This is a genomic window from Bacteroidota bacterium (assembly GCA_025059945.1).
Lineage (GTDB): Bacteria > Bacteroidota > Rhodothermia > JANXDC01 > JANXDC01 > JANXDC01.
Genome location: JANXDC010000006.1, coordinates 1 through 24,535 on the forward strand (window position 1 = coordinate 1; position 24,535 = coordinate 24,535).

Sequence of the window (24,535 nt, forward strand, 5' to 3'; positions counted from 1 at the left end):
GACGAATCGGGATCTGGCGGCTTTGTGTTATGCGTTTTTGGCCCGTTATGAGGCCGCGGTGGCGCGTTCGCCGCAGGAGCGGGCGCAAGTCAACTGGAACCAGATCCTGCAGTGGATCTCCCGAGCCGTGACGCGGGACTACTTTGCCCAGGGCGACGGCAACCTGTGGTGGGCTGGGTACATATACCTAGGTCAGGACCCCACGTGGACGCGGGCCGATTATAAGACGATCGGGCTGGCGGATCGCTCCAATCGGTACATCGACTGGCTCAACACGCCGCTGCTGAACCGGACGGAATTCGTCATGGACCCGGATGACCGTCGCATAGGCACGGTGCTCAACGCCACGGGGGGGGCCATTTACTTCACTCTGGCGGGCTCCTCGTCGTTTCGAGCTGAACGGGGCACTTATCACTTCTCCCGTTACTTCCACAGCCGCTACCGCTACTTCCGGACGGGCGGCGCAACGGGGCCCATGCCTTTCGTGACCGTGCGCGAGATGCGGCTGCTGCGGGCTGAGGCTTTGCTCCGCACCGGTGGGGATCTTAACGAAGTGGCCGCGATCATCAACGAAACACGTGTGGCCAACGGCGGCCTGCCTCCCGCCTCCGCGGCCGATGGGCGGGGCTCGCCCTCAGACGGAAACGCGCAGAACCCAGCTCGGGTGCGGGATCAGACCCTGTGGGCCAAGCTCAAGCGGGAGTGGCTCTTTGAGAACTTCAACGTAACCTCCGGGCTGGCCTACTTTACGCGGCGCGGCTGGGGTGAGCTTGTATCCGGTACACCCCTGCATCTGCCCGTTCCCGCTAACGAGCTGGAGACGCTCAGGCTCGAGGTCTACACGCACGGGGGCAATATCGGCGATGTGGCCCCGCGTGTGCAGGCCAACGTGCCCTTCACGCCCAAGCCCCTTACAGGACAGGTGGCTTTCGAGTAACCGTCCCGGCATCACTGTGAGACCGCATAGAGGGGCGGATTCCCCCCGGAGTCCGCCCCTATTGCGTTTCGGAGCCGCAACCCTTTATTTCGCCTTCGGAGACGCTCATCCGTTCGGAGGAAAGGGTATGCGCCGAGCACAGAGCTGGCTCTTGGGTATAGGCCTTTTTGTCGTGGGCTGCGCAGCCAGCGGGGGTCTTGCCGATGAGCCCGGCACATTGCGCTACGACTTGGGAGTGGCCGATAAGTTGCTTGTGCAGAACGATCTTGTGCGATGGATTACGGAGCGTTTTCAGTACCAGATTTACCGCTTTGACCAGTCCATGGACGATCTCTACCTGGAGACGCTCTGGAAGAGCCGGCTTCCGGTGGCTGATGAGCCGGAAGCCGATGAGGTGCGTACTCGCCTTATCGTGCGCGGCCGCCCGCGGGGCAAGGGCTCTACGGCCGCCGAGCTGCAGGTGCTCACCCTTGAGGTCCAATATCAGGTCCGTCGCGGCCCGCAGTGGGTCTCTGCCGTCCCCTCCCCGCAGGCCCTGTCGCAGATTCGGGCGATGGCCAACGACCTTAAGGACCGCATCGCAACGGCTCTGCGCAGTCCCTCGGGGCCCTGGTGAGATCAAGGCAGAAGGCGTAGTCGCCGGATTTGCCCCGCTTCGTTGCTGAGCACAAGCACCGAGCCATCAAAACAGATAGCTTCGGCCTGGCCAAAAGCGATCGGAACTCGCCGTGCGGGGCGCCGCAGAAATGGTACGTCAGGATCCCGGGACTCAAACAACCATATCGCCGTATACGTGAGCACGGCAAGACGACGTCCGTCTGGGGAAACGTCCGCGGCCGTCACCAGGCCCTGTATGTCCAGCGAGTCAAGCCGCTCCCAGGCTACGGGATCTTGTCGCAGCGAGGTGCTCCGGTACAAAACGGTCCGCCCATCCCCCCAACGTTTGGTGAGCACGTAGGCCTGGTCGCGCCAAATCCAGAGCGCTTCGGCGTCGAAATTGGAGGGAACGGCCGGAAACGTCTGCTGATCCGGGTATCGCAGGGGGATAAAGCGCACAGCCGTGGCTACGCTGTCCTCCCACGGATCGGGCTCGGGCACCACGTAAAGGCCCAGATCACGTCGTCTGCTTCCGTTGTTGCCGATATCGGCGATATAGAGCAGCCCGGACTCATCTACGGCGATGTCCTCCCAGTCTACATGCTGGGCCTCCGTTACGCGCACGGTGCGGATAAGACGGCCTGTGGAATCCACAGCGAACAAACGGGGGCTATCGCCGGAATCGTTATGCGTCCAGTAGACGTTTGCATAACGACGGCTGCGTACTATACCGGAGCTCTCTTGGATCTCCGGGCTCAAGAAACGGTACGCTGTCCAGGAGATCGAATCCGCCGTTAGCGCAAGCAGAAGAGCTAGCCCAGCTCCCATACGATGCTCCCGGAGAAGGGTCGCTTTCTTTCCACGCCGGAAAAGCGCAGAGGCCCTATTCTTGCCCAAAGAACAGGGCCTCTGCGGGGGAGAGCTCCCGCCCCTAGCGCTCAGCAATCGGCACGTATTCCAGGTTCATGGGGCCCACGTAGGCCGCCCGAGGCCGAATGAGCCGGTTGTTGGCGTACTGCTCCATGAGGTGGGCGGTCCAGCCTACCATCCGAGCCATGGCGAAGATGGTCGTAAACAGATCCAAGGGAATGCCCAGCGTGTAGTACACGGGGGCAGAGTAGAAGTCGACATTCGGGTCCAGACCTTTCTCTCGCTTCATAACCTCTTGGATGCGCTGGGCCATTTGCAGCCATTTCCCCGCTTCGGGGTTGGTCTCGGCGAGATGAGCTACGAGCGCTCGCAGTTCGATGGCCCGCGGATCGACGGTCTTATAAACCCGATGCCCAAAGCCCATGATGCGTTCTTTGCGTGCAAGCTTATCCTTGATCCAGGTTTCGATGTCAGCGCCGCTTTGGTTCAACTCCAGAAGCATCTCCATGACCCCGGTATTGGCCCCGCCGTGTAAGGGACCCTTTAAGGCGCCTATGGCTCCCGTGACGGCGGCGTGCATATCGGCCTGCGTGGAGGCGATCACGCGTGCCGTAAAGGTAGAGGCGTTAAGGCCGTGTTCAGCATGTAGGATGAGACAGACGTCGAAAATATGCTCCCGGTCGGGATCGGGTGCGGCGCCATTGAGCATATAGAGGAAATTGTGCGCCGTGCTGCCTTTAGGAAGTGGAGGGATGATCTCCAGGCCTTGACGGGACCGGTGGAAGGCGGCGATGATGGTAGGGGTCTGAGCCGTGAGCCGGATCGCCTTGCGCAAACTCGCTTCGGGGGAGAAGTCCTCCACATCGGGGTCATATAAGGCTAGCAGGGAGATGGCCGTGCGCAGCACGTCCATGGGTTCGGCTTTCGGAGGAGCTTGGCGGATGAAGTCCAACACCGCTTCGGGGAGCTGTCGGTTGGCTTGCAGTTGGCGCGTAAGCTCCTCCAGCTCCTCTGTCTTGGGCAGGCGACCGTACCAAAGAAGATAAGCCGTCTCCTCGAACGTAGAGCGTTTGGCTAGTGTGTCGATGTCATAGCCCCGGTAGAGCAGAATCCCCTGCTGCCCGTCGATCATACACAGATGGCTTTCCAGGGCGATCACGCCCTCCAGGCCGAATTTGAGTTCCGGTTTGGCCTGGACGTTGGGTTCTGTGCTCATAATCAACCTCCGTGCGCTGGCTATCTATGTAGTGGGTTATGGGGAAAACGCGGTGGACAGGGGCTGTCCCAGTTGAATATACCGCGCTAGCCCCGAGCAGTCAACGAGGATCCCTGGTGGGTAGTTTTTACCCCCATCCGGGTTCGTTTCTTCCGATTGCGATTCGGATTTTGGCTCGTTTGCCAAGGGGAGGAAGGTGGTACGGTTTTCTCTAGTACCTGCTGCTGGAGGCGAGAAGATGAGCGCGCTGTTAGTGGTAAGCATTACGATCGCAAGTCTGTGGTTATTGTTCCGGGTTGACCGGGCTTATAGCCCGGACGTCGAATTGTAGCGAAACCCTTCTCCTCCTCCATACACCCCGAAGCCCCTTGGTCCCGACGGCGCCGTGGAGAGCGGCGCCGTGCTTTTTTGAACCGAGCCCTCAGGGGCTGTATTTTGATAATCGTGGGAACGCCTCGTAAAACCGTAGACGTGTACACCGACGGGGCCTGCCTGGGCAATCCAGGACCCGGCGGATGGGCGGCCCTGCTGCGTTACGGGGAGCACGAGCGCGAACTAGTCGGGGCCGAAGCCGAGACCACCAATAACCGCATGGAGCTGCGGGCCGCCGTTGAGGCGCTGCGCGCCCTTAAGGAACCCTGTCGGGTTCGGCTGCACACGGATAGCGCTTATCTACACCAGGCTTTTTCCGCCGGCTGGCTCGATCGATGGCGTGCGCGGAACTGGCGCACCCAAGACGGCAAACCCGTCAAAAACCAGGATCTGTGGCAGGCGCTTCTGGAGGCCATGCGGTCGCATGAGGTCGTCTGGATCAAAGTGCCCGGGCACGCCGGGGACCCCATGAACGAGCGCGTCGACCGACTGGCTCGTCAAGCGGCCATGAGCTTAATGACCTCGCTGGAGGAGCGGTAAGTGCTCATCCTGCACACATACAGCCCAGAGGAGAGCCGCCGTCTAGGCCGGGAGCTGGCTCTGCGGTTGCGTCCCGGTGACGTTGTGGCCCTGTACGGCGAGCTGGGTGCGGGCAAGACGTGCTTCGTCCAAGGGGTGTGCGCGCAACTGGGGGTACGGGAGCCCGTCACGAGCCCCACGTTCACCTTGGTGCACGCTTACCAGGGAGAGAGCCTTCCGGTGTATCATCTGGACCTGTATCGGCTCGCAAGTCTAGAGGAGCTCTACGAGCTGGGCTATGAGGACTACCTGTATGGGGAGGGGGTCTGTCTGATTGAATGGGCCGATCGGATGGAGCCGCTCCTGCCAGAGGCCGCTTGGCGTGTGCGCCTGCGCTATGGTGAAGATCCCCAAGAGCGCATCGTAGAGCTTACGCCGCCGCCTGAGCGGGGTTGGGGATGAGGTGTTGGCGTTGCCAGGCTATCCTGGAGGGTAACGCGCCCCTTAGCTGTCCCTATTGTGGGGCGAGGTGTTCTGCGCCTGAGGCCTTGCCGGCCGGCGCGCAGCTCAAAGGGGGTGTCTACCGGATAGAGGCCGCCAAAGGCGGGGATGCGGTAAACCTGTGCTACGAGGCCGAGCACCTGCCCAGCGGCCGTCGCGTGTGGATACGGGAGCTCTTGCTGTCCGCTTGTGTGCTCGGTCGGGGTCCCGGTGCGGAAGTCCAGGTGCGCCCAGAGCGCGAAGAGCTGTGGTTTAAGGCATACGATCGATTTCGCCGGGAAGCGGAGCTCTTGCTGCAAGCGCGTCACCCGAGCTTGCAGCTGCTTATCGATTGGTTTGAAGAACGGGGCACCGTCTATCAGGTCCTCGAGCCTCCCCCAGAGGGGGCAAGCCTATGGACCTTGTTGCGTGAGCATCCCCTAGGAGGCGGACTAGAGGAGGCGCTCGTAGTCTCCTGGTTGTTGCAAATAGCCGAGGGACTGGAGAGCCTGCATGAGCTCGGTTGGTTGCATCTGGATCTGCGGCCAGAACAAGTGCACATTGGACCGGATCGGCGCGCCGTGCTTCTGGGATATGCCGGAGCACGCCGGATGATCGAGCTCTACCTAAATGCACTCTCCGCCGATTTCTTTACCCCGCCTGAGCTGCTTACGGGTCGTGAGCTGAGCCCCGCAGCCGACGTCTACGGACTGGCCCTTGTGGGCGCAGTGGCCCTGCTGGGCTTTCGCTGGCTAAAGAAGCGGGCGCGTCCGGAGATCGCCGAGCTGGAGGAGGCCTTCTCCGATTCCCCCTGGCGTTCTGTTTTACGCGCCGGCCTAGAGCCGAACCCCAGGGCGCGTCCCCCCCGGGTCTCCCTCTGGGTCCGAAACGTCCCCCTAAGGGCTATGTTGTGGGGAACTTCCCCCGCCGCTGGGTCGGATGGACCCGCGAAGCTGGGTACGAGGAGCATCTGGGGGCAACATGTAGCCGCCATAGAGGCGCTGGCCTGGCATCCCCGGGGCGGACGTTGGGCCACAGCCGGTGCCGATGGCACAGTGCGGCTCTGGGATCTGGATCCGCTTGGCTGTCGAGCCGTTTTACGCAACCCATCTGGACCCGTTCTCAGCCTAACCTGGGAGCCCGATGGAGAACACCTGCTCACCGGGGGTCTTCATCAGAGCGCAGAATCCGAAAGCGAGTTTTGCGGGGAGCTGCGCCGCTGGCGTCTTGCTGACGGGACGTGTGTCGAGGTGGTACTCGCTCATCGGTACTCGATAACGGCCCTAGACTGCTCCCCCGATGGGCGTTGGCTCGCTACGGGAGGAGGAGATGGACGGGTCGGTATATGGAATCGGGAGCATCTGGAGCCGCTTCGCCTGCTTGCGGGACACGGGCACGTGGTCGGAGTTGTGCGCTTCTCCCCGGATGGTCGATATCTGGCCTCGAGCTCTTGGCACGCCGATCTGGCGCGCCAGTGGGTGCGCGGGGAGGTGCGGATCTGGGAGGTTTCCTCTGGCCGCTGTGTGCGTATTATTCGTGCTCACGACCGAAACATCTTGGATATGGCCTGGCTCGATGGGGGAGCCTGCATCGCCTCAGCCGGCTTAGACGGTCGGGTGCTCATCTGGGACTGGCTCCACGGCGTGCAGAAGCAGAGCCTCACCGTCCATCGAAATGGCCTTGTCAGTTTAGATCTCTCTCCCGACGGCCAGCTGCTTGCGGCCGCAGGCGAGGATGGGCGATTATACCTTTGGAACGTTCCGCAGGGGCGGCTGCTGCGGCAGTTATCCGGTCATACGGCTACCCCCTGCCGGGTGCGATGGTCGCCTAAGCCGCAAGAAGGGCTGCTATCGAGCGATGAACGGGGGGACCTGCTTTACTGGGATCATTTCCGTCAAACTGCTCAGCTTCTAGGAGGGGGTCTACCTAGTGTGCGCGGCCTTGCCTGGGAGCCCGGAGCAAGGCGCATCTGGATTGCCGGGCCCTATGGGATCGAGCGATGGCGCTACCCCGAAGGACTCTGGGAGAGGAGCCTTTGGCATAGCGAGCGCCCCATCTTGCGGCTTGTGCCCCATCAGGGGGGTACGCTCCTGGCCATCGTGCTTGAGCAGGAAGTGCAGATTTGGGATAGCCGAGAGCATCGCCGAGTGGGTGTTTTCTCCCTGGAGGCAGATCCTTCGTGTCTAGTCTGGTCCCCGGAAGGCCGATATCTGGCTGTAGGCAGGCGTGAGGGGGGTCTGGTTGTGCTCAATCCCCTTACGGGTCGTCCGCTGTTGGAGGCGTTTAGGGGCGAACCGGTATACGCGTTGGCCTGGCATCCGGAGGCTGCGCTGCTGTACGTAGCTTTTGGCAATGGATCCCTGTGGCAGCTTGCGCTCGATTCGTCATCCCCGCATCCGATAGGGGCCCAGGAGCATCCGATTCGGTTTCTCGTTCCCCTCTCTAGACCCGACCATCTCCTGACAGCTGACCAACGAGGAGCTTGGCGAGTGTGGAATATAGCCTCCCGCCGGGTCAGTGCCCCCGTTGTGGCGCATCCCGAGGGGGCGATCACGGCCCTCTGTGTCTGGGGGCGGACCCTCTATACGGGCAGCGAAAAAGGCCAGATCCGCGTTTGGAACTGGGGGGATAGGCAGCTATACACGGAGCTTAAGGGTCATAACGGCGCCATTACCGTGCTCATGCCCGATCCAGAGGGGGGAGGGCTCTTCTCCGGGGCCGAGGACGGTGATGTGCGGTACTGGGTTCCTCTGCCATAGCCCTAAATATCCGCGAGGCCCCTCCAGAGGCGACGGTTCCGGGATGCGATATACCACCCATGCGCTATTCGCATACGCTATAGGCAGCTCAAGCGGGCGCCCTTCTTGAGCGCGCTGGCGCACGACGTATCGGACCCCATAACGGTCGGAAAGCTTGCGCCAGTCCGTCTCGTTGAGCTCATGATAGCCGCGGTTCATAAGGGGCTCTAACGCATATCCTCCGCGTCGGGGCCGGCCAATGCGTGTAAGGGCCTGTAGACGCGCATACCACTCCAGCATAGCGCGATCCAGGTACGGGAAAGCGGGGAAGTTCACCACCGTAGCCCGTTGCGCCATCGTGCGCCACCGGCTCTCAAAAGGCGGCACGGCGAAGATCGCCTCTCTTTCCGTCTGCGTTCGCGCCCAGGCGCACAGGGCCTCGAAGGCCGCATCCGGCGGTCCGGCAATGGCCAGGCGGGCCCGCCAGAAGGGGCTATTCTGGTTTGCGAGCGTCCACGTCCATGCGGTCAGTCCGGCTGCGAAGGTCGCGATCGCCCATCCTGGCCAAGCCCGTAGACGGTAAAACGGCCCGGGAAGCGCGCGCCAGAGCCCGTGCGCCGCGTAGGCCACGAGCAATGGGGGGACGAAAAGCGAGAGCTTAAACCACTGCATGCGGGCCATGGGCAGCCATTTTAGCCCGTCGACCGCGATCCAGGATGCGATCCAGAGGCATCCGGACCAGCCCAGAAAGCGTCCGATTATGTGCTCTCGAGCCGGCCGCGCTCCAAAGGCGCGCGCCAGGGCGGCCCCCAAAAGCAGCAGGCCGAACTTAGCCCATTGCGCGGGGGGAAAAGCCGAGGCCAAGTAGTGGTGGGGGTTGCGAAAGACCGCGAGGATGTAGAACAGGTCCGCCTCAAGCCCCGGCGCGCGCCAAGCCTGCTGGGTGCGCCAAAGAGGCCACAGGACCGGCGCGGCGGCGGCGAGCACGCATAGACCGAAGATGAGCCCCTGAAGCAGCCGTCGTGCGCGATCTAGCGGGCCACCCGTAAGCAAGCTCAAGGTGAGCACCGCCCCCACCTGCAGCCCCACGAGGGGTTGCCACCAGCTGGCTAGTCCGATCAGAGGGGCGGCCCAAGGCCAACGGCCTTGCGTAAAGAGCGCCAGCCCTGTGAGGGCCAGCGCCACGGCTGGCATCTCGGGCACGAGCATCGAATAGGCGAGCCGGTTGCCCCCCAGCGTGAAGGTGAGCGCACCCCAGAAGGTGAGCGCCGTCCCGATATAAGCCACGGCAGCGGAGCCCCAGAGCGCGCGCAGCCACCGCCACAGCGCATCGGCAAGCCACAGGAAAACGAGCCCATACAGCAGGGCCACCGCTATGGGAAGCGGCATCCAGCGGCCCAGAGAGGCGAAAAGCCGAATGATGAGCTCCCGAACCCCGCAAGCCTCCGCGTATAGCCCGACGAACCAATCGCTCTTAAGCAGAGCCGGATCCAGGCGATGCAGCACAACGGGCAGCCATTCGTCCTGGTCCGCCCAGCCGTAGGTGTAGCCGAATCGGGCCACGAAGCCCCATAGCAGCAGCGCAAGAAAGCCCAGGTGTCCGAGCCGGCGAACCCAGATCATGCGCCCCTCACCGGGCCTGGGCCATAAAGCGCGGCGGGTGCCGCCGATGGAAGTCCGTGGCGTCCTGGTAGGCCATGGCCAAGCTGAGGAGCTCGACTTCACCGAAGAGCTTCCCGATAAACGTGATCGAGGTGGGGGTGCCGTCTTCGCGGAACCCGTTGGGCAACACCACGCAGGGGTGGCCCGTAAGGTTGGTGAGCAGCAGCGTGCCGCCCCCGAAGCTGGGCGAGACCACCACGTCCAGCTCCTCGAAGACTCGGGCGGTCTCTTCGATTAAGCGCGTACGCAGCCGATTGGCCTGCACGTATTCCACGGCCGGGATCAGGCGGGCATACCGGAACGTGTTGGGCCAGGTGTTTCGGCCCTGACGCCTCATCTGCCGGATGCGCCCGTCTCGGGTGATCTCGTCAAAGGCCGCGGCCGCCTCCACGTCCAGGATAAACCGGAGGGCCTGCACCGGCAGATCGGGCCAGGAAACCGGAACGAGCTCTAAGCCCAAGTCCTGGCGTAACACGCGCAGCGTCTCCTCGTCGAAGCGTTTGTTCGGATAGTCCGCCTCGAAGGCTTGGGCCAGGTATCCTACGCGAAGCCTGCGGTAATCAGGCCGCCGGTCCCAATCGAAGGCCGCCTCCACAACCGAAGGGTCTCGACCGTCCGGGCCTTGAATAGCCGCCAGCACGAGGGCGCAATCTTCGACCGAGCGGCAGATGGGGCCGAGTTTGTCCATGGACCAGGACAGGGCCATGGCCCCATAGCGGCTAACGCGCCCGAAAGTGGGGCGCAGGCCCGTGGCGCCGCAGCGGCTAGAGGGGGACACGATCGAGCCCAGCGTTTCGCTGCCTACGGAGAAAACCAAAAGCCCTGCTGCTACGGCCGCGGCCGAGCCGGCGGAGGAGCCGCTAGAGCCCTGCTCGGGGTTCCAGGGGTTGCGCGTCGTGCCTCCGAACCAGACGTCACCCCAGGCTAGCTCCCCAAGCGTAAGCTTGGCCACGAGAACGGCCCCGGCTTGGTGCAGCCGCTCGACTACCGTGGCGTCGTAATCGAGGATCTGATCTCGATAAAGGCCTGTGCCCCAAGTGGTGGGGATGCCTTTTGTGGCCAGCAGATCCTTGGCGCCCCAGGGGATCCCGTGCAGGGGGCCTCGATATTGGCCGGAGCGGATTTCCCGGTCGGCCTGTCGGGCCTGCTCTAGGGCCAGCTCCTCGGTCAGTGTAACCACGCATTGCAACACGGGGTCATAACGTTTGAGCCGCTCCAGATACATGCGCGTGAGGGCCTCGCTGCTTACGCGTTGGCTCCGCAGCAGGGAGGCCCATTGGGCGATCGTCAGAAAGGCCAGGTTTTCCAAGTCCGAGGGCACCTCCACCGGCGCCACGGGGCGGGGCCGGGGACGACGGTTAGGCGGACCCGTTGGACGGGGCACCCGAAAGCCGCGGGGCAGGGGGTTGAAGACCAGCGCAGGGGGCGTGGCGTTTTCGAGCCGTACTTGCCGCAGGCGCTCATAGGCTTGCTGCAGGTTCTGCAGGTCTTCGAGCATGAGCGCGCGCTCTTCCTCGGTAAAGGAAAGCCCGGCCAGTTCGGCAGCGGCCTCAAGGTGAAGCTTGGTTATGGGGCCACGCCCTTGGGTTTGCGCCCACAACAGGCCGGGAAAAAGCGTGCCCGAAAGCCCCAAGAGGCTGAAATAGCCCATAAATTGGCGACGATCAAGCGGAAAGCTTTTCATAGCAGGTTTCATCCCCAAAAGGACGAGCGATATTTACGAAACCCGAACGCTGAAGGCAATCTCAAGGTTTGCGGCTTGTCCAACGGGGCGACGGGACGTACCTTTATGAACCTGGTTTCGCAGTAGCAGCCTATGCGTGTGTTGGCGCTTGATCCGTATCACGGGGGCTCGTATCGGGCTTTCCTGGAAGGCCTTATAGCCCATAGCCGACATGAGTGGGCCGTGCTGAGCTTATCGGATCGTTTTCCGGAATGGCGCCTACAGGGAGGGGCGGTGACCCTGGCGCGAAAAGCGCAAGGGCTAGAGGGGCCCTTTGATGTGGTGTTTGCTACGGATATGCTCAACTTGCCCCTCTGGCTAGCCCTAATCCGGGATCGCTGGGGCTCGCTGCCGGTTGCGCTGTACATGCGCAAAAACCCCCTCACCGTTCCTTTGGAGCCGGGCCAGGAGCGCAAGCTGGAGTTGGCCTACATCGTTTATAGCAGTGTGCTCGTGGCCGATGCGGTTTGGTTCAACAGCCAATATCATCTGCGCGAATTCATAGCCGCCCTGCCGGAACTCCTGGGCCGGTTTCCGGATTCCAATCACCTGGGAGAGCTGCCCGAGATCGCTCGTAAAAGCCGCGTGGTCTACCCGGGGATGGTCCTGCGCCGACATGACGCTTTTCCAGACCTTCGGCATCGCAACGATGCCCCGGTGATCCTATGGAACCAACGCTGGGGATACGACAAAAACCCGGAGGCTTTCTGGCGGATTATCAATCGACTCTTTGAGGCAGGGCTCAAATTCCGGCTTATTCTGTCCGGACAACACTTTGAGCACCGACCTGAGGGCTTTGAGATCGTCTGGCGCCGCTACGGGGATCGCATCCTGCACTACGGCTATGTGGAGGATTTCGCCGAGTATTCGCGTCTGTTGCACCGAGCCGATGTGGTGCTCTCCACAGCTCGACACGAGTTTTTCGGCACGGCTATCTGGGAGGCCGTCTATTGCGGTGCCCATCCCGTCTTACCCAATCGGCTAACGTATCCGGAGATCTTGCCAGAGCGGCTGCATCGACCTCTGCTGCACGCCCCAGCGCTTTATGAAAGCGAGGAAGAAGCCTTTGAAATCCTGCGTGCGCTCCTGCGGGGCGAAGAGCGCCCGCTGCCGAAGGCCACCCTGCAGGAGGCGCTTGGGGGTTTCGATTGGTCTGAACGGGCGCAAGAATTCGACCGTTTGCTGGAATCTTTAGCCACGCAACGGGTTATAGTGTCCTATGGGTTCGGAGACGTGGAGAGTCTTTGAAAACGAGCGCGTGCAGTACCGAATCCGTCAGCGGGTGCACTTGCTGCTGTGGGGGTTGTCTGCGGCCACGGGGATGGCGATCGTGTTGGGGCTGGGCAGTTGGCTGGTCATAGATGGCCTGCTTGTGCTCGTGCTGCTTTTCGGCGGAAGCTGGCTCGCTGTGCTCGCGCTCGTAAGCGCCCTGCTGGTGCGCATGCAGCGTGTGGTCTGGTGTGTGCAGATCTCCCCGGAGGCCGTGGTCGGCTATGACTATGCCCGTCGCAAAACCCGCATCGAATGGTTGTACGCCGAACGGGTGGATTTCGACCGGGGAGGTATTCGGATCCGCAACAGTCGGGGGCGGGATATTGAGATTCCGGCCGACTTCGACCGGTTTCCCGAGATCGGGGAGCTCGTCTTCCAGTATGCCGAGGCTTATGAGGTACCCCTTTACATTGAGGGGCGCTCCTGGCGCGATCTCGATATCGCGGAGATCTACGACTACGAGGGTTTCTCGGAGCGCTAAATGCGCCCCGAAGGTCGGCGCCGTTAACGCAACAGGGGAGTATGGATCACATGGAAGCACGCACGCGGCCCGATGAGCAGCGCCTAAGGGCCCTGCAGATGGCCATCGGGCAAATCGAAAAGCAATACGGCAAGGGCACGATCATGCGCCTGGGGGACCGCCCGGCGGAGTCGGTTGAGGCGATCTCGACCGGCTCATTGGGGCTGGATGCCGCCTTGGGTGTAGGGGGGCTGCCCCGCGGTCGGATCGTGGAGATCTTCGGTCCGGAGTCAAGCGGGAAAACCACGCTGGCCTTGCACGCCATCGCCGAGGCGCAAAAACAAGGCGGTATCGCCGCGCTCATCGACGCCGAACACGCCTTCGATGTGCGCTACGCCCGTCAGTTGGGCGTGGACACGGAGAACCTCCTTGTCTCGCAGCCAGACACGGGTGAGCAGGCGCTGGAGATCGCCGACGCTCTTGTGCGCAGTGGCGCTATCGATGTACTGGTGGTCGATTCCGTGGCGGCCCTCGTGCCCAAGGCCGAGATCGAAGGGGAGATGGGCGACAGCCACGTCGGCCTGCAAGCGCGCCTGATGAGCCAGGCGCTGCGCAAGCTCACCGGGGTGATCAGCCGCACCCGGTGCGTGGCCATCTTCATCAACCAGTTGCGGGAGAAGATCGGGGTCATGTTCGGCAACCCGGAGACGACGCCGGGAGGGCGCGCCCTGCGGTTTTACGCTTCGGTCAGGCTGGACATCCGGCGCATTGGTAGCGTAAAAAGCGGCAACGAGGAGATCGGAAGCCGCGTTCGGGTCAAGGTAGTCAAAAACAAGGTCGCCCCGCCTTTTCGGCAGGCTGAGTTTGACATCATCTTCGGCGAGGGGATTGCGCACTATCACGAGCTCATCGATTTGGCCGTAGCCTACAACGTGATCCAAAAAAGCGGCTCCTGGTATGCGTGGGGAGACGTCAAATTAGGCCAAGGGGTGCAGGCCGTGCGGGCGTATCTGCAAGAAAACCGCGAAGCCTACGAGAGGATCTTGGCCGCGGTCAAACAGGCGCTTCTGGATCAACAGCGGCAGCCCAGCTCCGCGCGCGCTGGCTGGGCCTCGGTGGAGCCCGAATCATAGTGGAGCCGATTTTGGGATGCATCACCGGCGTGCAACCCCATAGCAGGCCGGGCCGGGTGCGGATATACGTAGACGGGCGTCTTGTTGGGGTCTTTGAGGAGGCCATATGGGCTGCCTCGGCCCTCAAGGTGGGCGACCGCGTGTCCGCAGCCCAGTGGGAGCGGCTGCAGCAAGCGGAAGCCGAACATCAAGCCCTGCAGCGGGCCCTGCGGCTTCTTGGCTTTCGCGCTCGGAGTGAAGCCGAGCTGCGGCGCTGGCTTCTGCGGCGCAGTTTTTCGGAGAGCGTCGTAGAGCGCGTCATAGAGCGTCTGCGGGCGTGGGGGTACGTGGATGATTTGGCTTTCGCACGACAATGGGTGAGCCAACGCGCCACCCGAAGGGGCCCAAAGGCGCTGGCCTATGAGCTCCGTCGAAAAGGGGTGAACCCTGAGCTGGTGCGCGCCGTGGTGTGCGAAGCCTCGGATCCGGTCCAGACCCTGGAGGCGGCCCTCGCGCTGGCCCGCAAACGCTGGGACGCACGGTTGGAGCCCCGTGTGCGCCGCAGGCGTATAGCTCAGCTTCTGGCTCGTCGCGGGTTTCCCGGGGAGATCATTGAAGCCGTGCTGCGCAAGCTCGAAGCCCACCGGGAGTGAGCATGGCTGCGCTCACAGGAAGCGGCCCAGATCGATGGGGGGGTGTGCTTAAAGGGGCTGCTCTGCTCGGCATCGGCCTAGGGCTCGCCTACCTCTACTGGACCCTGCTGCTATACACCGCGGTCTCGGCCCTTATCGCTTATCTACTGCACCCTCTGGTAAGCCGGATACAGGCCTCGGGGATGCGCCGCGGTCTCGCAGCGGGGCTGGTTTTCGCGGGGTTACTGGGGGCCTTTGCGCTGCTGATGATTACTATCGTGCCGCCTGTGGTGGTGCAGTTCGTGGATCTGCTCAACCTCCTGTCCTTGGATACCATTCGGCGCACGATGCAGACCGTTGAAGAGTACATCCGCGCTCGTCTACCCTTAGAGCCCGGTTTTTTGAGCGAACCCGTCGTGGAGGCGTTTCGGACGCTTTTTAACCGTCAGACGGTGGCACAGGCCATCAGCAGCGCAATCGGGGTCGTCTCCAACATCGTCACCGGCCTGCTTGTGGTACCGTTTTTGGTCTTCTTCTTTCTTAAGGATGGGCCCTACTTGTACCGGCAACTGTTGCGCCTGGTGCCAAATGCATATTTCGAGATGACCGTCGCTACGCTATATAAAATCCGCCAGCAGATGGGTCGTTACCTGCGAGGGGTGCTGCTGGAGTCGCTTATCGTGGCAACGCTCGCCGCTATACTCCTTTCCCTCATCGGTCTAGAGTACGCCTTGGCCGTCGGCATCTTAGCCGGTGCCTCCAATACGATCCCCTACCTAGGCCCGCTTATTGGATATCTTGTGGGGGTGGCTGTGGGGGTGGCCCAAACCGGCGACCTAGCGCTCACCCTGCCCGTGCTGGGCTCGCTGGTATCCGTGCAGCTTTTTGACAACACCGTGCTGCAGCCGTGGATCTACTCGCGTACGGCCAATCTGCACCCGGTCGTCGTCCTGCTTGCGATCTTCGCTGCAGCTCAGGTGGCGGGGATCATCGGGATGCTCCTGGCCGTGCCTACGGTTACGATCGCCCGCATCCTATGGGGGGAGATCCGGACTAATAGGCCCCAATACGGGGTTTTCCAGCGGCGGATGCTCCAGCGCGTGGCCCATGAGCTTTAGGCCAATATACCTTCACCGGGCCCTCTGGATTCGCTGCTGGAGTAGGAAAAGTTCTTCGTGTCAAAGACCCAAGCCATCCCCCGGCTCGGATGCTGCCACAAGGACGTAGCGGCAAACCCAAAGGCCGAGGAATAAACAAGATCTCCTTCCCGTGCGCTTCTGCGCTGGAGCGCTTCGTGCAGGGAGGCGACGAAGAGGCTTTTACCTAAGCACAGCCTGTGCGCGCAACGTGGCCGGTGCGCAGATAACAGGACTTCTGGGCGAGCGGCGCTTCCACGAGCAGGCGCACCTTTTTGCTCGCCCTCCGGCTTAGGAGGAGAGCCGTGCGACGTTGGTCGCCTGCAAGCCTTTGGGGCCCTTGGTGATCTCGAAACTAACGCGTTCCCCCTCTTTGAGGCCCTCGCCAAAACGCAGGCCCTGCACCTGGGTCCGGTGCACGAACACGTCCTGAGAGTGGTCGTCGGGCTTGATAAAGCCGTAGCCCTTTTCCCGGTTGAACCACTTGACCGTTCCGGTCGCCATGATGAAAACTCCTTGAACCTGCTTACCGGCTCCAGGTCCGTTCCAGCCGGGTCCGCCTGGGGCGACCGCGGGTCAAGCAAGCCGGGTATTCCCCTGCGTTGCTAACGCGGAAGGGGCCTAGAGCACTGGAAAAAGTACGGGATAGAAGGCGCAAGCGCAAGCGCAGCATTTGCAAAACGCACCCCTCCATGCGCAAGTTCACGGAAGCGAATCGTTCTATGACAGCAGGAGGGCATCGTTTATGGGGACGAAAGCCAAATTCTGGATGGGGATGCTGGGGCTGTCCTTTTTGTTTACCACCCCCGTGCAGGGGCAGGAGCTTAGCCTGCCCTCGCTACGCGTACAGCACGAAATTCGGATGCAGTGGCTTAAGGCGCGCTTGGAGCAGGTGCTGCCTCGGCTCATGCGAGAGCGCAACGTGGACATGTGGCTGGTTATATGTCGAGAGTACAACGAGGACCCGGTTTTCTTCTCCCTGGTGGCCCCGACGACCTTCGCTGCCCGAAGACGCACGATCTACGTTTTCTACGACCGGGGTCCGGAGAAGGGCCTAGAGCGCCTGGCTTTGGGGGGAGGAGATCAGGGAGGGTTATATCAAGTCTATCGGGATCCCGAGGTCGAAAACCGGGAGCTATGGGGTCAGAGCCAGTGGGCGTTATTGCGCAAGCTGATCGAGGAACGCCAGCCGCGCCGCATCGCGGTGAATATCTCGCAGACGCACGCCTTTTCCGACGGGCTGAGTGTGGGCGAGTATGAACAGCTCGTGCAGGCTCTGGGCCCTAAGTGGACGGCGCGTCTGGTGCGGGAGGAGCGCTTGGCGCTGGACTACCTTGCCGAACGCGTGCCTGGGATGCTAGACTGGTATCGGCGGCTTATGCAGATCGCGCATGCGCTCATCAGCCGGGCTTTCTCCCGGGAGGTCATCACACCGGGCCTGACGACCACGGAAGACGTAATCTGGTGGTTGCGTCAGCAGCTGGCAGACCGGGGCTTGGATACGTGGTTTCAACCCTCGGTGCGGGTGCAACGTATGGGCGGAGACGATCCTCGGATGCTGACGCCTCAGGGGCCGGTCACGATTCAACGGGGAGACGTGCTGCACGTGGACTTCGGCATCCGCGCCATGGGACTGGCCACGGACACGCAGCATATGGGCTACGTCCTGCGCGAAGGCGAGCAGGAACCTCCCCCGGGCATTCAGCGGGCGTTGGCGATCGCCAACCGGCTTCAAGACATCGTTATGGAAAACCTGAAAGTTGGCCTAACCGGTAACCAAGTGCTTTTGAATGCCCTGCGGCAGATGCGCGCTGAGGGCATCAATGGGTCCGTCTATTCTCATCCGGTCGGGGACCATGGACACGGGGCCGGACCCTTGATCGGGCTCTGGGACCGGCAAGAGCCCATTCCGGGTCGGGGCGATGTGGAGGTGCGTCCCAACACCTGGTTTTCGATCGAGCTTTCGGTGCGCGTCCCCATACCCGAGTGGGGCAATCAGGAGCTGTGGGTGGGGCTTGAGGAGGACGCCGCCATTGGCCCCGATGGACGAGTTTCGTGGGTGCTCACGCGGCAGACTCGCTATCACCTGGTGCGTTAGGCGCGTATGCTGGACTTCACCAACCGCGAACTGGACTTGTACCTGGAGCGCTTTGAGTCCGAGTACCTGGCCGAAGCCAGCCCCGAGACGCGGGGTACCTATCGGCGCGCGCTCAACACGTTCCGGCAATGGTTTGCCCGACAAAAGGGGGCTTTCCGGTTTCGCGAAACGGACGTGGAGCGCTACCGGCTCTATCTGGTCCAGACCAAAAACCTGGCCGATGTGTCCGTCTCCACGTACCTGACGGCCCTAAGGCGGTTTTGTCAATATCTGGTTCAGGTGGGCCTGCTGGCGGAAAACCCCGCCCGGCGAATCCGCGGCAACCGCCGTCCCGGTGAGCATCGGCGTCGGTATCTGGAGCTGACAGAGCTGGAGGCGCTCCTGGAGGCCATCCCCAAGACGGACCTCATGGGTCTGCGGGACCGCGCGCTAGTCGGTCTTATGGCCTACTCGGGCGTAACGGAGATCGAGATCTCGCGGGCGCGGATTCTGGACCTGGAGCGTCATGCGGACCTGTGGTGGCTACGGGTGCAGCCCAAGGGGTATCAAGAGAAAACGGCCGTGGCCGAACTGCACCCACAAAGCATACGCCTGCTAGAGGAATTCCTGCAGGCCTGGTCGGCGCGCCAGCCCCTAGAGCCCGGCTGGGGGTTGATACCCGGTCTGGGACCCCGCAACCGCTTCGGCCCTATTCACACAAGAGCCCTGCGCAAACGCGTAGAGGATCATCTCAAACGCGCCGGATTGGCCGGTCCGGGCCGCTCGCCCCATAGCCTGGTCTACACGGCGGTGCGCGTGTGGCTAGAGGACCTGCTGCGCGAGCGGGGTAAGACGATGCCGGATGCCGAGATCATCGAATCCTTAAAAGAGCTCGTCTATCGCCGCATGCACCACCAAACGCTGGAAACCACGCTCGTATACCTGCGTCAGATCGGCATCGGGGTTTAGGGCCGTTTATGCGGCACCGGTCGGCCCCGAGCCTCGGATCCCGGCCAGCTTGCCTCGGGGGCCTTCGGGAGGTATGTCGCCACGTGGCCAAATAGAAGAAAGCGCCCCGGCTAAGATCAACCTGGGCCTACATGTGCTCGCCCGCAGACCCGACGGGTATCACGAGATCGACACGGTGCTGTTACCCGTAGCTTGGGAGGACCGCTTGCTGCTGCAAGCGCCAGCAGCAGATTTCGCCTTCACGTGCACGGACCCCGATTTGCCCCTGGGGGAGGAGAACCTCTGCGTGCGCGCGCTGCGACTGGTGCAGCGCGCGGGCCGGTGGCAGACCCCCGTGCGCATCCACCTGGACAAACGCATACCCTACGGGGCCGGGCTGGGGGGCGGCTCTAGCGACGCGGCGGCCGTGCTGCGCGGCCTCAACAAACTGGGGCTTAAGGCCTCCCCATCGGAGCTTGAGACCTGGGCCGCACAGCTGGGCTCCGATGTGCCGTTTTTCCTTCAGGCCATCCCCGCCCGGGCGCGGGGTCGGGGGGAGCTTCTGGAGCCCTGGCCGGGCTTCCACTGGCCGTTCTGGACCGTGCTCGTCTTTCCGGGGATTCGCATCTCCACGGCCGAGGCGTACCGATGGGTCAGGCCCCGCTCTGAAGGGCGCCCTGATCTGGAGCGGCTGCTTCGGGATCTGGATCCGGTTCGTTGGCGGCGAGAGCTGGTCAACGACTTTGAGGCGCCGGTCCTGGATCGCCATCCGATGTTGCGCGCGCTTCGGGATCGCCTCTATGCCCTGGGCGCCCTTTATGCAGCCCTCTCCGGCAGTGGATCGGCCTTTTGGGCCATCTTCGAAACCGAACCCTCTGCGCGCGCCGCTCTGGAGGCCCTATCTCCCCTGGAGGCCAAGCTGAGCCCGCCACGTCCGTTTTTTCCTTGCCTTGGCTAAAGGGGTCGTGTTAGCTTATCGCCGGTTTACGTCGTCCGGTTCCGATGCGCGCCTTATTTTCAATCGGCCTGTTGGGGCTGCTGGGTGTGTCCACTGCGTCCGGGGCGCAGGCGGACCCCGAGGCGCTTTTTCGTCAAGCCTATGAGCGACTCGTAGAGCGTCAATATCGGGACGCTTGGCGTCAGTTTGATCGCTTCATCGCCCTCTATCCCGATCATGTGCTGCTGCCGGAGGCCTACTATTATCAAGCCGAGGCCGCTCTGGGTATGGGCTATCAAGAGCGGGCCCTACAGTTGTACGAGAGCTTCGTACAGCGCTTTCCTTATCACCCCTTTGCCCTTGAGGCGTTGCTCTTTCTAGGTCAATCCGCCTTGAAGGCGGATAACTACGCGCTCGCCCTCCTTTACTGGCAGCAGGTGCGCGCTCGCGCCGGGGAAGCCGGTCTGCGCGCGCAGGCCGAATTCTGGATCGCCGAAGCGTACAGGCGCCTGGGCCGGTTGCAGGAGGCGGAGGCCGCCTACCAGGAGGTTTACCGGCGCCATCCCCGCTCCGAGGTCGCCTTGATCGCCCTGTATACGCTAGCGCAGCTCTATCTGGAGCAGGGACGCCTGGAGGAGGCCCAGCAGGTGCTGGAACGGATTCAGCGGGCCTATCCGGAGCAGGCGACGCGGCCGGATTTTGTGCTCTGGCTGGCCGAGCTTCGGGCCCGCACCGGAAGGCTAGAGGAGCTCGTAGCGGATCTGGTTCCGCGACTAGATCGCCTGCCTTTTGATCTACAGGCGCGGGCCCTGTTTTGGATCGGGACGGCTTACGCGAAGATGCGCGACCCGGCTCGGGCGCTGGTGTATTTTGAACGCTTGCGTCGAGAACACCCCAGAAGCCCCCAGGCGCGCCGGGCGCAATACGAAATGGCCTGGGCCTACGCCGAACAGGGGGCCTACGCGCAGGCGGCCGCCGCTTTTGCCGAACTAGCTGCCTCGGGATTGGATTCTCTATCTGAGGCCGCCGCCTACTATGCGGCGGCCTTCTGGGAGAGGGCCGGCCGCATAGAGGAGGCGCGCCGGGCCTATGGGAGCCTGCTTGAGCGCTTTTCAGGCGGTTCTTGGCAGGATAGGGCTCTTCTGGAATGGGGTCGCCTCGAGCTGCGCCAGAACCGACCCGCGGAGGCCATTCCGATCCTCCGTCGCCTCTTGGAACGTCATCCCAACTCCCCCCTGCTCTCGGAGGGCCTGGAGTGGCTAGGTCAGGCGCATCTGTTGTTGGGCGAGTACACGCGCGCAGCCGAGGTGCTCGAGGTGGCCGCATCCCTAGGGGGTGTTCCCCTCGAAATGCGGCACCGGGCCCGGTTCCTAAAAGCCTGGACGCTGCTGCGCGGAGGCTTCTATAGGCAGGCCCTGCAAGAGTGCGAGCGCATTTATCAAGAGGCGCCCTCCGGCCCCTGGGCCCCAGAGGCCCTGTTTTGGGCGGCCGAGGCCCAGTTCCAGTTGGGCCAAGCCGAACGCGCCGCGGAGCTTTGGGGGCGCTTTCTGAGCGCGTTTCGGGATCACCCCTACAGCACGGCCGCTCGATACGGCCGAGCTTGGGCTCTGTTTCGAGCCGGCCGTTACGTTGAGGCCATCCCGGAATTTCGGGCTTTTCTAGGGGCGTACAGGCCTCCTGTAGGTGCGCTTATCCGCTATGACGACGACGCCCGGCTTCGGCTAGCGGATGCGCATTTCGCCCTCAAGCAATACGCAGAGGCCATCGCGGCCTATCAAGCCGTCATCGACCGCGGGGGGGCTGGGGCCGACTACGCGCTTTTTCAGCAAGCTATGGCCCGCTACTATGGCAACAGCCCCCAGGAGGCGATCCGGCTGCTGCGCTTGCTGCGAGAGCGATACCGGTCCTCGGCCTACGCCGATGAGGCGCACTATCAGATCGGCTGGATCTATTTTCGGCTAGGCCGCTACCCGGAGGCCATCGCGGAGTTCGAGCGGCTGCGTTCGCAAAACCCCGCAAGCCCGTTCGCCCCACAGGCGCTCTACAATATCGGAGACGCCTACTATAACGCGGGCCGGCTGGAGGAGGCGGTCCGCGCATATGAGGATTTTGTGCGCCAATACCCCCAACATCCGCTTGTGGTGGAAGCGATCTCAAGCGCGCAGTACGCTTATGAGGCCTTGGGGCGTTCCGAGCAAGGCGAGGCGCTCCTGGAGCGTTTTGCCGCCCAAAACCCGGATAACCCGCTAGTGGAGGAGCTCAGGTATCGGATCGGGGAGCTTCGCCTGCAGGCGGGCCGCTACGAAGAGGCCATCCGGGCCTTAAGGCGTTTTATCGAAACGGCACGCGGCACAAGACGGCTTCCGGAGGCCTACTACAACCTGGGCTTCGCCTATCGGCAGCTGGGTCGATTGGAGGAGGCCATCGCCACCTGGCAGCGCCTGGTAAGCGATTTCCCTGGCGCCGATCAGCGCCGCGACGCCTTGCGCCAACTCGGGGAGCTATACCTGGAGCAGGGCCGCTACCGGCAGGCGATCGGGGTCTACCAGCTTTGGGAGCAAGCTGCACGCACGGCCGAGGAGCGGCTTTCGGCCCTCGTAGGACAGGCGCAGGCCCATCTGGAGCTAGGCAATGCGGCGCAGGCCGAGCAGCTCCTACGCCGCGCCCTGGGCCGCGACGGGGGCGATTCTCTCACGGTTCTGCGGGCCGAGCTCGTTATGGCCCGGGCTCTTGAAGCCCAAGGCCGTCTGGAGGAGGCCGAGCGGCTATACCAAAAAGTGGCCAACGCGGGTCAGGCCGATCCGGGCGCGGAGGCGCAGTTCCGGCTGGGGATCCTATATCGGCGTCGAGGGCTTCTGGCGCAGGCCGTGGATGCCTTCAATCGGGTGGGGATCGTCTTCGGTGGGGAGCTCGAATGGGTCGTCCGAGCCCGCTTGGAGCAGGCCCACACGCTGCGCGATATGGGCAACCGAGCCCAGGCGATCCGGCTCTATGAGTCCATCCTGCAAGATTATCCCGGCACGCAGGCCGCCCTGGAGGCCGCGCGCGAACTAGCGGCCCTGCAAAGGGCAAATCCGCGGAGATGAGCATGCGCTCGTTGTTGCTGCTCGTGAGCGCTTCTCTAGCTCCGATCGCGCTTCAAGCCCAGGGGATGCGTCCCGACACGACCCGGCTGCCGGAGCTCACCCCGAGGGCCGTGGAGGTACGGGGGGAGCTGCGGATCGAGCTGCCCTCCTTAGAGCGGCAACCGCTTACGGGCTTTGAGCTCACCCCTCGTCGCCTGCAGCTCGATACCCTGCGGGGGCCGTACGTGTTGCGCCGGGACTCCGCCGTGCAGCTTGCTCTGGGGTCTACGGCAGACCGCCCGCAGCCGCGCCCCCCACGGGTGCGCATCCCGGAACCGCCTTCGCGCGTAAGCCTGCGGGGTGGCTATGGACGCTTCGTATCCCCTGAGCTGGACCTGGAGTTTGCTCCGCGGCCCCTTTCCCATGTCTTCGGTATGCTTCGGTATACGCATCGTTCCTCCCAAGGCCATCAGCCGAACGCGGCTTTCCGTCGTGATGAGCTGGAGCTCGCCTTCCTGGGGCTGCCCCGCATCCCTCTGAGCAGGGCTCCGTGGACGATGGAGCTAGCGCTCACGGGTCGGGATCACGGCTATCGCCTCTACGGGGTGCCCAAGCTCGAGCTCCCTCGCCGGCTTTCAAGCGTTATAGGGCAGGCTCGTCTGCGCTCTCAGGCGGCCTATGGATGGCTAGTCGACCTACAAGCTGCGCTGCGCGCGGACCGGGCGCTGCTGGATACTCTGCTGGACCGTCCGGACTGGGTGGCGGACTCCAGCCTGCGCATCCCGGCTAAAGTGCGGCTATCCGGCCGCCATGGCCGCGTTTACGCGCTTTTGGGCTATCGGGGCACCGGCTCTGGGCTGCGCCTGGAGCTCACCTATGAACACGTCCAGGCCCCTCAGGAGCGCATGCAAACGGCCTCTGGGTGGCGCATGAGCCCTCGGTTGGTGGGCTCCTTTGAGCCCTCTTCCGGCTGGGCCGTCGATGCGGGGCTGCAGTGGGATCTGTTTCGCGGTCTAGCCGACTCGCTACCGGGGGAACAGCTTAGCCCCTACGCGCGGATTGCCTACCGCCTGAGCCCTCAAGTGGCCTTGTGGGCTCGCCTGCAGGGGGAGCTTAAGCTGGAGGCCGGTTTGGGTCCGCTCTTGGAGGAGATGCCTCATGTAGACCCCCGCAGCGGGCAGACAACGCCGCGCGCCCCGTATCGGGTCGATCTCGGCATAGACGCCTATTTGTTTGGCCCTTTTCGCGTTCACGGGCGCGCGGGATGGGCATGGTGGCGCAACTGGGCCTATCCAGAGGCCATAGCGCCGGGCCGCTTCGCAGTGGGGCGCGCACCCGAGGTGGCCCAGCTATACGGCGAGGTCACGCTCGCCCTGCGCCCCCCGAGCGGGCTTTGGGCGCAGGCTCTGGGGCGCTATGAGCGGATCCGGCAGGCCGGCTCCCGTCCGGTTTTCTACGCGCCGGATTGGCGTGCGCAGGTTGAGCTTGGGTACGCCTTTCCCACCGGTGTTGTGTTATCGGCCGAGGCGCGTTACGTGGGCCTTCGGACGGTCGGCCAGGACCGGACGGCCTCCCCCGTTGGCCCCGCGCTCCCTGTGGCTTTGGCTTACCGCTCTTTACCGGCCTACCTATGGGTGAGCGCCGAGCTGTCGGCTCGCCTGAGCCGCTTCGCCGGGCTTTACGTGCGGCTTGAGAATCTGCTCAACCAAACGTACTATAGATGGGAATACTACCCAGAGCGACCCATAGACAGCCGCATGGGACTATGGGTGCGTTGGTAGG

At 63.2% G+C, this 24,535-nt stretch carries 19 protein-coding genes; 15 read left to right on the forward strand and 4 right to left on the reverse strand.

The genetic code is table 11. The annotated features are described in order from the left end of the window. Both NZ993_04565 and NZ993_04570 read left to right on the forward strand, forming a co-directional pair. A partial coding sequence (locus NZ993_04565; GenBank protein ID MCS7155064.1) for a hypothetical protein occupies positions 1-937 on the forward strand: 937 nt, incomplete at its 5' end. A 127-nt stretch (positions 938-1,064) separates the two neighbouring features. Beyond that, positions 1,065-1,553 carry a hypothetical protein gene (locus tag NZ993_04570; GenBank protein MCS7155065.1) on the forward strand — a complete coding sequence of 163 codons (489 nt, stop codon included), beginning with the start codon at positions 1,065-1,067 and terminating at the stop codon, positions 1,551-1,553. 2 nt (positions 1,554-1,555) lie between these two features. Here the strand turns inward: NZ993_04570 and NZ993_04575 are convergent, their stop codons facing one another. Both NZ993_04575 and NZ993_04580 read right to left on the reverse strand, forming a co-directional pair. After that, the gene (locus tag NZ993_04575) at positions 1,556-2,362 is read right to left on the reverse strand and encodes a hypothetical protein (GenBank protein MCS7155066.1); all 807 of its coding nucleotides are present in this window, start codon (positions 2,360-2,362) and stop codon (positions 1,556-1,558) included. Positions 2,363-2,465: 103 nt separating this feature from the next. After that, the gene (locus tag NZ993_04580; GenBank protein MCS7155067.1) at positions 2,466-3,620 is read right to left on the reverse strand and encodes a citrate synthase; all 1,155 of its coding nucleotides are present in this window, start codon (positions 3,618-3,620) and stop codon (positions 2,466-2,468) included. A gap of 441 nt (positions 3,621-4,061) precedes the next feature. Here NZ993_04580 and rnhA point away from each other — a divergent pair, with 441 nt between their 5' ends. The 3 genes from rnhA to NZ993_04595 all read left to right on the forward strand — a co-directional run bounded on the left by rnhA (position 4,062) and on the right by NZ993_04595 (position 7,750). Next, a complete protein-coding gene (gene rnhA, locus NZ993_04585) occupies positions 4,062-4,532 on the forward strand; it encodes a ribonuclease HI (GenBank protein MCS7155068.1) in 471 nt (156 codons plus the stop codon). Then, positions 4,533-4,973 carry a tRNA (adenosine(37)-N6)-threonylcarbamoyltransferase complex ATPase subunit type 1 TsaE gene (gene tsaE / locus NZ993_04590; protein MCS7155069.1) on the forward strand — a complete coding sequence of 147 codons (441 nt, stop codon included), beginning with the start codon at positions 4,533-4,535 and terminating at the stop codon, positions 4,971-4,973. Between the two features lie 86 nt (positions 4,974-5,059). Continuing rightward, positions 5,060-7,750, forward strand: coding sequence for a protein kinase (locus NZ993_04595; GenBank protein ID MCS7155070.1), 2,691 nt, complete (start codon positions 5,060-5,062; stop codon positions 7,748-7,750). Positions 7,751-9,359: 1,609 nt separating this feature from the next. Here the strand turns inward: NZ993_04595 and NZ993_04600 are convergent. Beyond that, positions 9,360-11,075 carry an amidase gene (locus NZ993_04600; GenBank protein MCS7155071.1) on the reverse strand — a complete coding sequence of 572 codons (1,716 nt, stop codon included), beginning with the start codon at positions 11,073-11,075 and terminating at the stop codon, positions 9,360-9,362. Between the two features lie 132 nt (positions 11,076-11,207). Here NZ993_04600 and NZ993_04605 point away from each other — a divergent pair, with 132 nt between their 5' ends. The 5 genes from NZ993_04605 to NZ993_04625 are packed head-to-tail and all read left to right on the forward strand — an operon-like array spanning position 11,208 to position 15,708. Further along, positions 11,208-12,362: a glycosyltransferase gene (locus NZ993_04605; protein ID MCS7155072.1), complete on the forward strand. Its 1,155-nt coding sequence runs from the start codon at positions 11,208-11,210 to the stop codon at positions 12,360-12,362. Continuing rightward, on the forward strand, positions 12,334-12,867 hold the full coding sequence (locus tag NZ993_04610) for a hypothetical protein (protein ID MCS7155073.1): 534 nt from the start codon (positions 12,334-12,336) through the stop codon (positions 12,865-12,867). Before NZ993_04605 ends, NZ993_04610 begins: the two co-directional genes overlap by 29 nt. Positions 12,868-12,917: 50 nt before the next feature. Beyond that, the gene (recA, locus tag NZ993_04615; protein MCS7155074.1) at positions 12,918-13,979 is read left to right on the forward strand and encodes a recombinase RecA; all 1,062 of its coding nucleotides are present in this window, start codon (positions 12,918-12,920) and stop codon (positions 13,977-13,979) included. 56 nt (positions 13,980-14,035) lie between these two features. Continuing rightward, on the forward strand, positions 14,036-14,611 hold the full coding sequence (locus tag NZ993_04620; protein ID MCS7155075.1) for a regulatory protein RecX: 576 nt from the start codon (positions 14,036-14,038) through the stop codon (positions 14,609-14,611). 2 nt (positions 14,612-14,613) lie between these two features. Continuing rightward, positions 14,614-15,708 carry an AI-2E family transporter gene (locus NZ993_04625; GenBank protein ID MCS7155076.1) on the forward strand — a complete coding sequence of 365 codons (1,095 nt, stop codon included), beginning with the start codon at positions 14,614-14,616 and terminating at the stop codon, positions 15,706-15,708. 309 nt (positions 15,709-16,017) lie between these two features. On the opposite strand, the gene NZ993_04630 is transcribed toward NZ993_04625, so the two are convergent. Continuing rightward, complete coding sequence (locus tag NZ993_04630; GenBank protein ID MCS7155077.1) at positions 16,018-16,230, reverse strand: cold-shock protein; 213 nt, start codon at positions 16,228-16,230, stop codon at positions 16,018-16,020. Between the two features lie 241 nt (positions 16,231-16,471). Between NZ993_04630 and NZ993_04635 the strand changes: the two genes are divergently transcribed. From NZ993_04635 to NZ993_04655, 5 genes are all read left to right on the forward strand, one after another. Continuing rightward, positions 16,472-17,824, forward strand: a complete 1,353-nt coding sequence (locus NZ993_04635; protein MCS7155078.1) for an aminopeptidase P family protein — start codon at positions 16,472-16,474, stop codon at positions 17,822-17,824. A 6-nt stretch (positions 17,825-17,830) separates the two neighbouring features. After that, entirely contained in the window at positions 17,831-18,772 is a 942-nt protein-coding gene (locus NZ993_04640) for a site-specific integrase (GenBank protein ID MCS7155079.1), read from the forward strand. Between the two features lie 73 nt (positions 18,773-18,845). Further along, positions 18,846-19,709 carry a 4-(cytidine 5'-diphospho)-2-C-methyl-D-erythritol kinase gene (gene ispE, locus NZ993_04645; GenBank protein MCS7155080.1) on the forward strand — a complete coding sequence of 288 codons (864 nt, stop codon included), beginning with the start codon at positions 18,846-18,848 and terminating at the stop codon, positions 19,707-19,709. A 44-nt stretch (positions 19,710-19,753) separates the two neighbouring features. Beyond that, complete coding sequence (locus NZ993_04650) at positions 19,754-22,774, forward strand: tetratricopeptide repeat protein (protein MCS7155081.1); 3,021 nt, start codon at positions 19,754-19,756, stop codon at positions 22,772-22,774. A 2-nt stretch (positions 22,775-22,776) separates the two neighbouring features. Next, positions 22,777-24,534, forward strand: coding sequence for a hypothetical protein (locus NZ993_04655; GenBank protein MCS7155082.1), 1,758 nt, complete (start codon positions 22,777-22,779; stop codon positions 24,532-24,534). Position 24,535: the final 1 nt, after the last annotated feature.

Bases quoted from the DNA above. Each gene is read 5' to 3' on its own strand.
- NZ993_04570 (MCS7155065.1), top strand. From the start codon at position 1,065: ATGCGCCGAGCACAGAGCTGGCTCTTGGGTATAGGCCTTTTTGTCGTG.
- NZ993_04650 (MCS7155081.1), top strand. From the start codon at position 19,754: ATGCGCGCCTTATTTTCAATCGGCCTGTTGGGGCTGCTGGGTGTGTCC.
- NZ993_04630 (MCS7155077.1), bottom strand. From the start codon at position 16,230: ATGGCGACCGGAACGGTCAAGTGGTTCAACCGGGAAAAGGGCTACGGC.
- recA (MCS7155074.1), top strand. From the start codon at position 12,918: ATGGAAGCACGCACGCGGCCCGATGAGCAGCGCCTAAGGGCCCTGCAG.
- ispE (MCS7155080.1), top strand. From the start codon at position 18,846: ATGTCGCCACGTGGCCAAATAGAAGAAAGCGCCCCGGCTAAGATCAAC.
- NZ993_04575 (MCS7155066.1), bottom strand. From the start codon at position 2,362: ATGGGAGCTGGGCTAGCTCTTCTGCTTGCGCTAACGGCGGATTCGATC.
- NZ993_04635 (MCS7155078.1), top strand. From the start codon at position 16,472: ATGGGGACGAAAGCCAAATTCTGGATGGGGATGCTGGGGCTGTCCTTT.
- NZ993_04605 (MCS7155072.1), top strand. From the start codon at position 11,208: ATGCGTGTGTTGGCGCTTGATCCGTATCACGGGGGCTCGTATCGGGCT.
- NZ993_04625 (MCS7155076.1), top strand. From the start codon at position 14,614: ATGGCTGCGCTCACAGGAAGCGGCCCAGATCGATGGGGGGGTGTGCTT.
- NZ993_04580 (MCS7155067.1), bottom strand. From the start codon at position 3,620: ATGAGCACAGAACCCAACGTCCAGGCCAAACCGGAACTCAAATTCGGC.
- NZ993_04655 (MCS7155082.1), top strand. From the start codon at position 22,777: ATGCGCTCGTTGTTGCTGCTCGTGAGCGCTTCTCTAGCTCCGATCGCG.
- NZ993_04610 (MCS7155073.1), top strand. From the start codon at position 12,334: ATGGGTTCGGAGACGTGGAGAGTCTTTGAAAACGAGCGCGTGCAGTAC.
- NZ993_04600 (MCS7155071.1), bottom strand. From the start codon at position 11,075: ATGAAAAGCTTTCCGCTTGATCGTCGCCAATTTATGGGCTATTTCAGC.
- NZ993_04640 (MCS7155079.1), top strand. From the start codon at position 17,831: ATGCTGGACTTCACCAACCGCGAACTGGACTTGTACCTGGAGCGCTTT.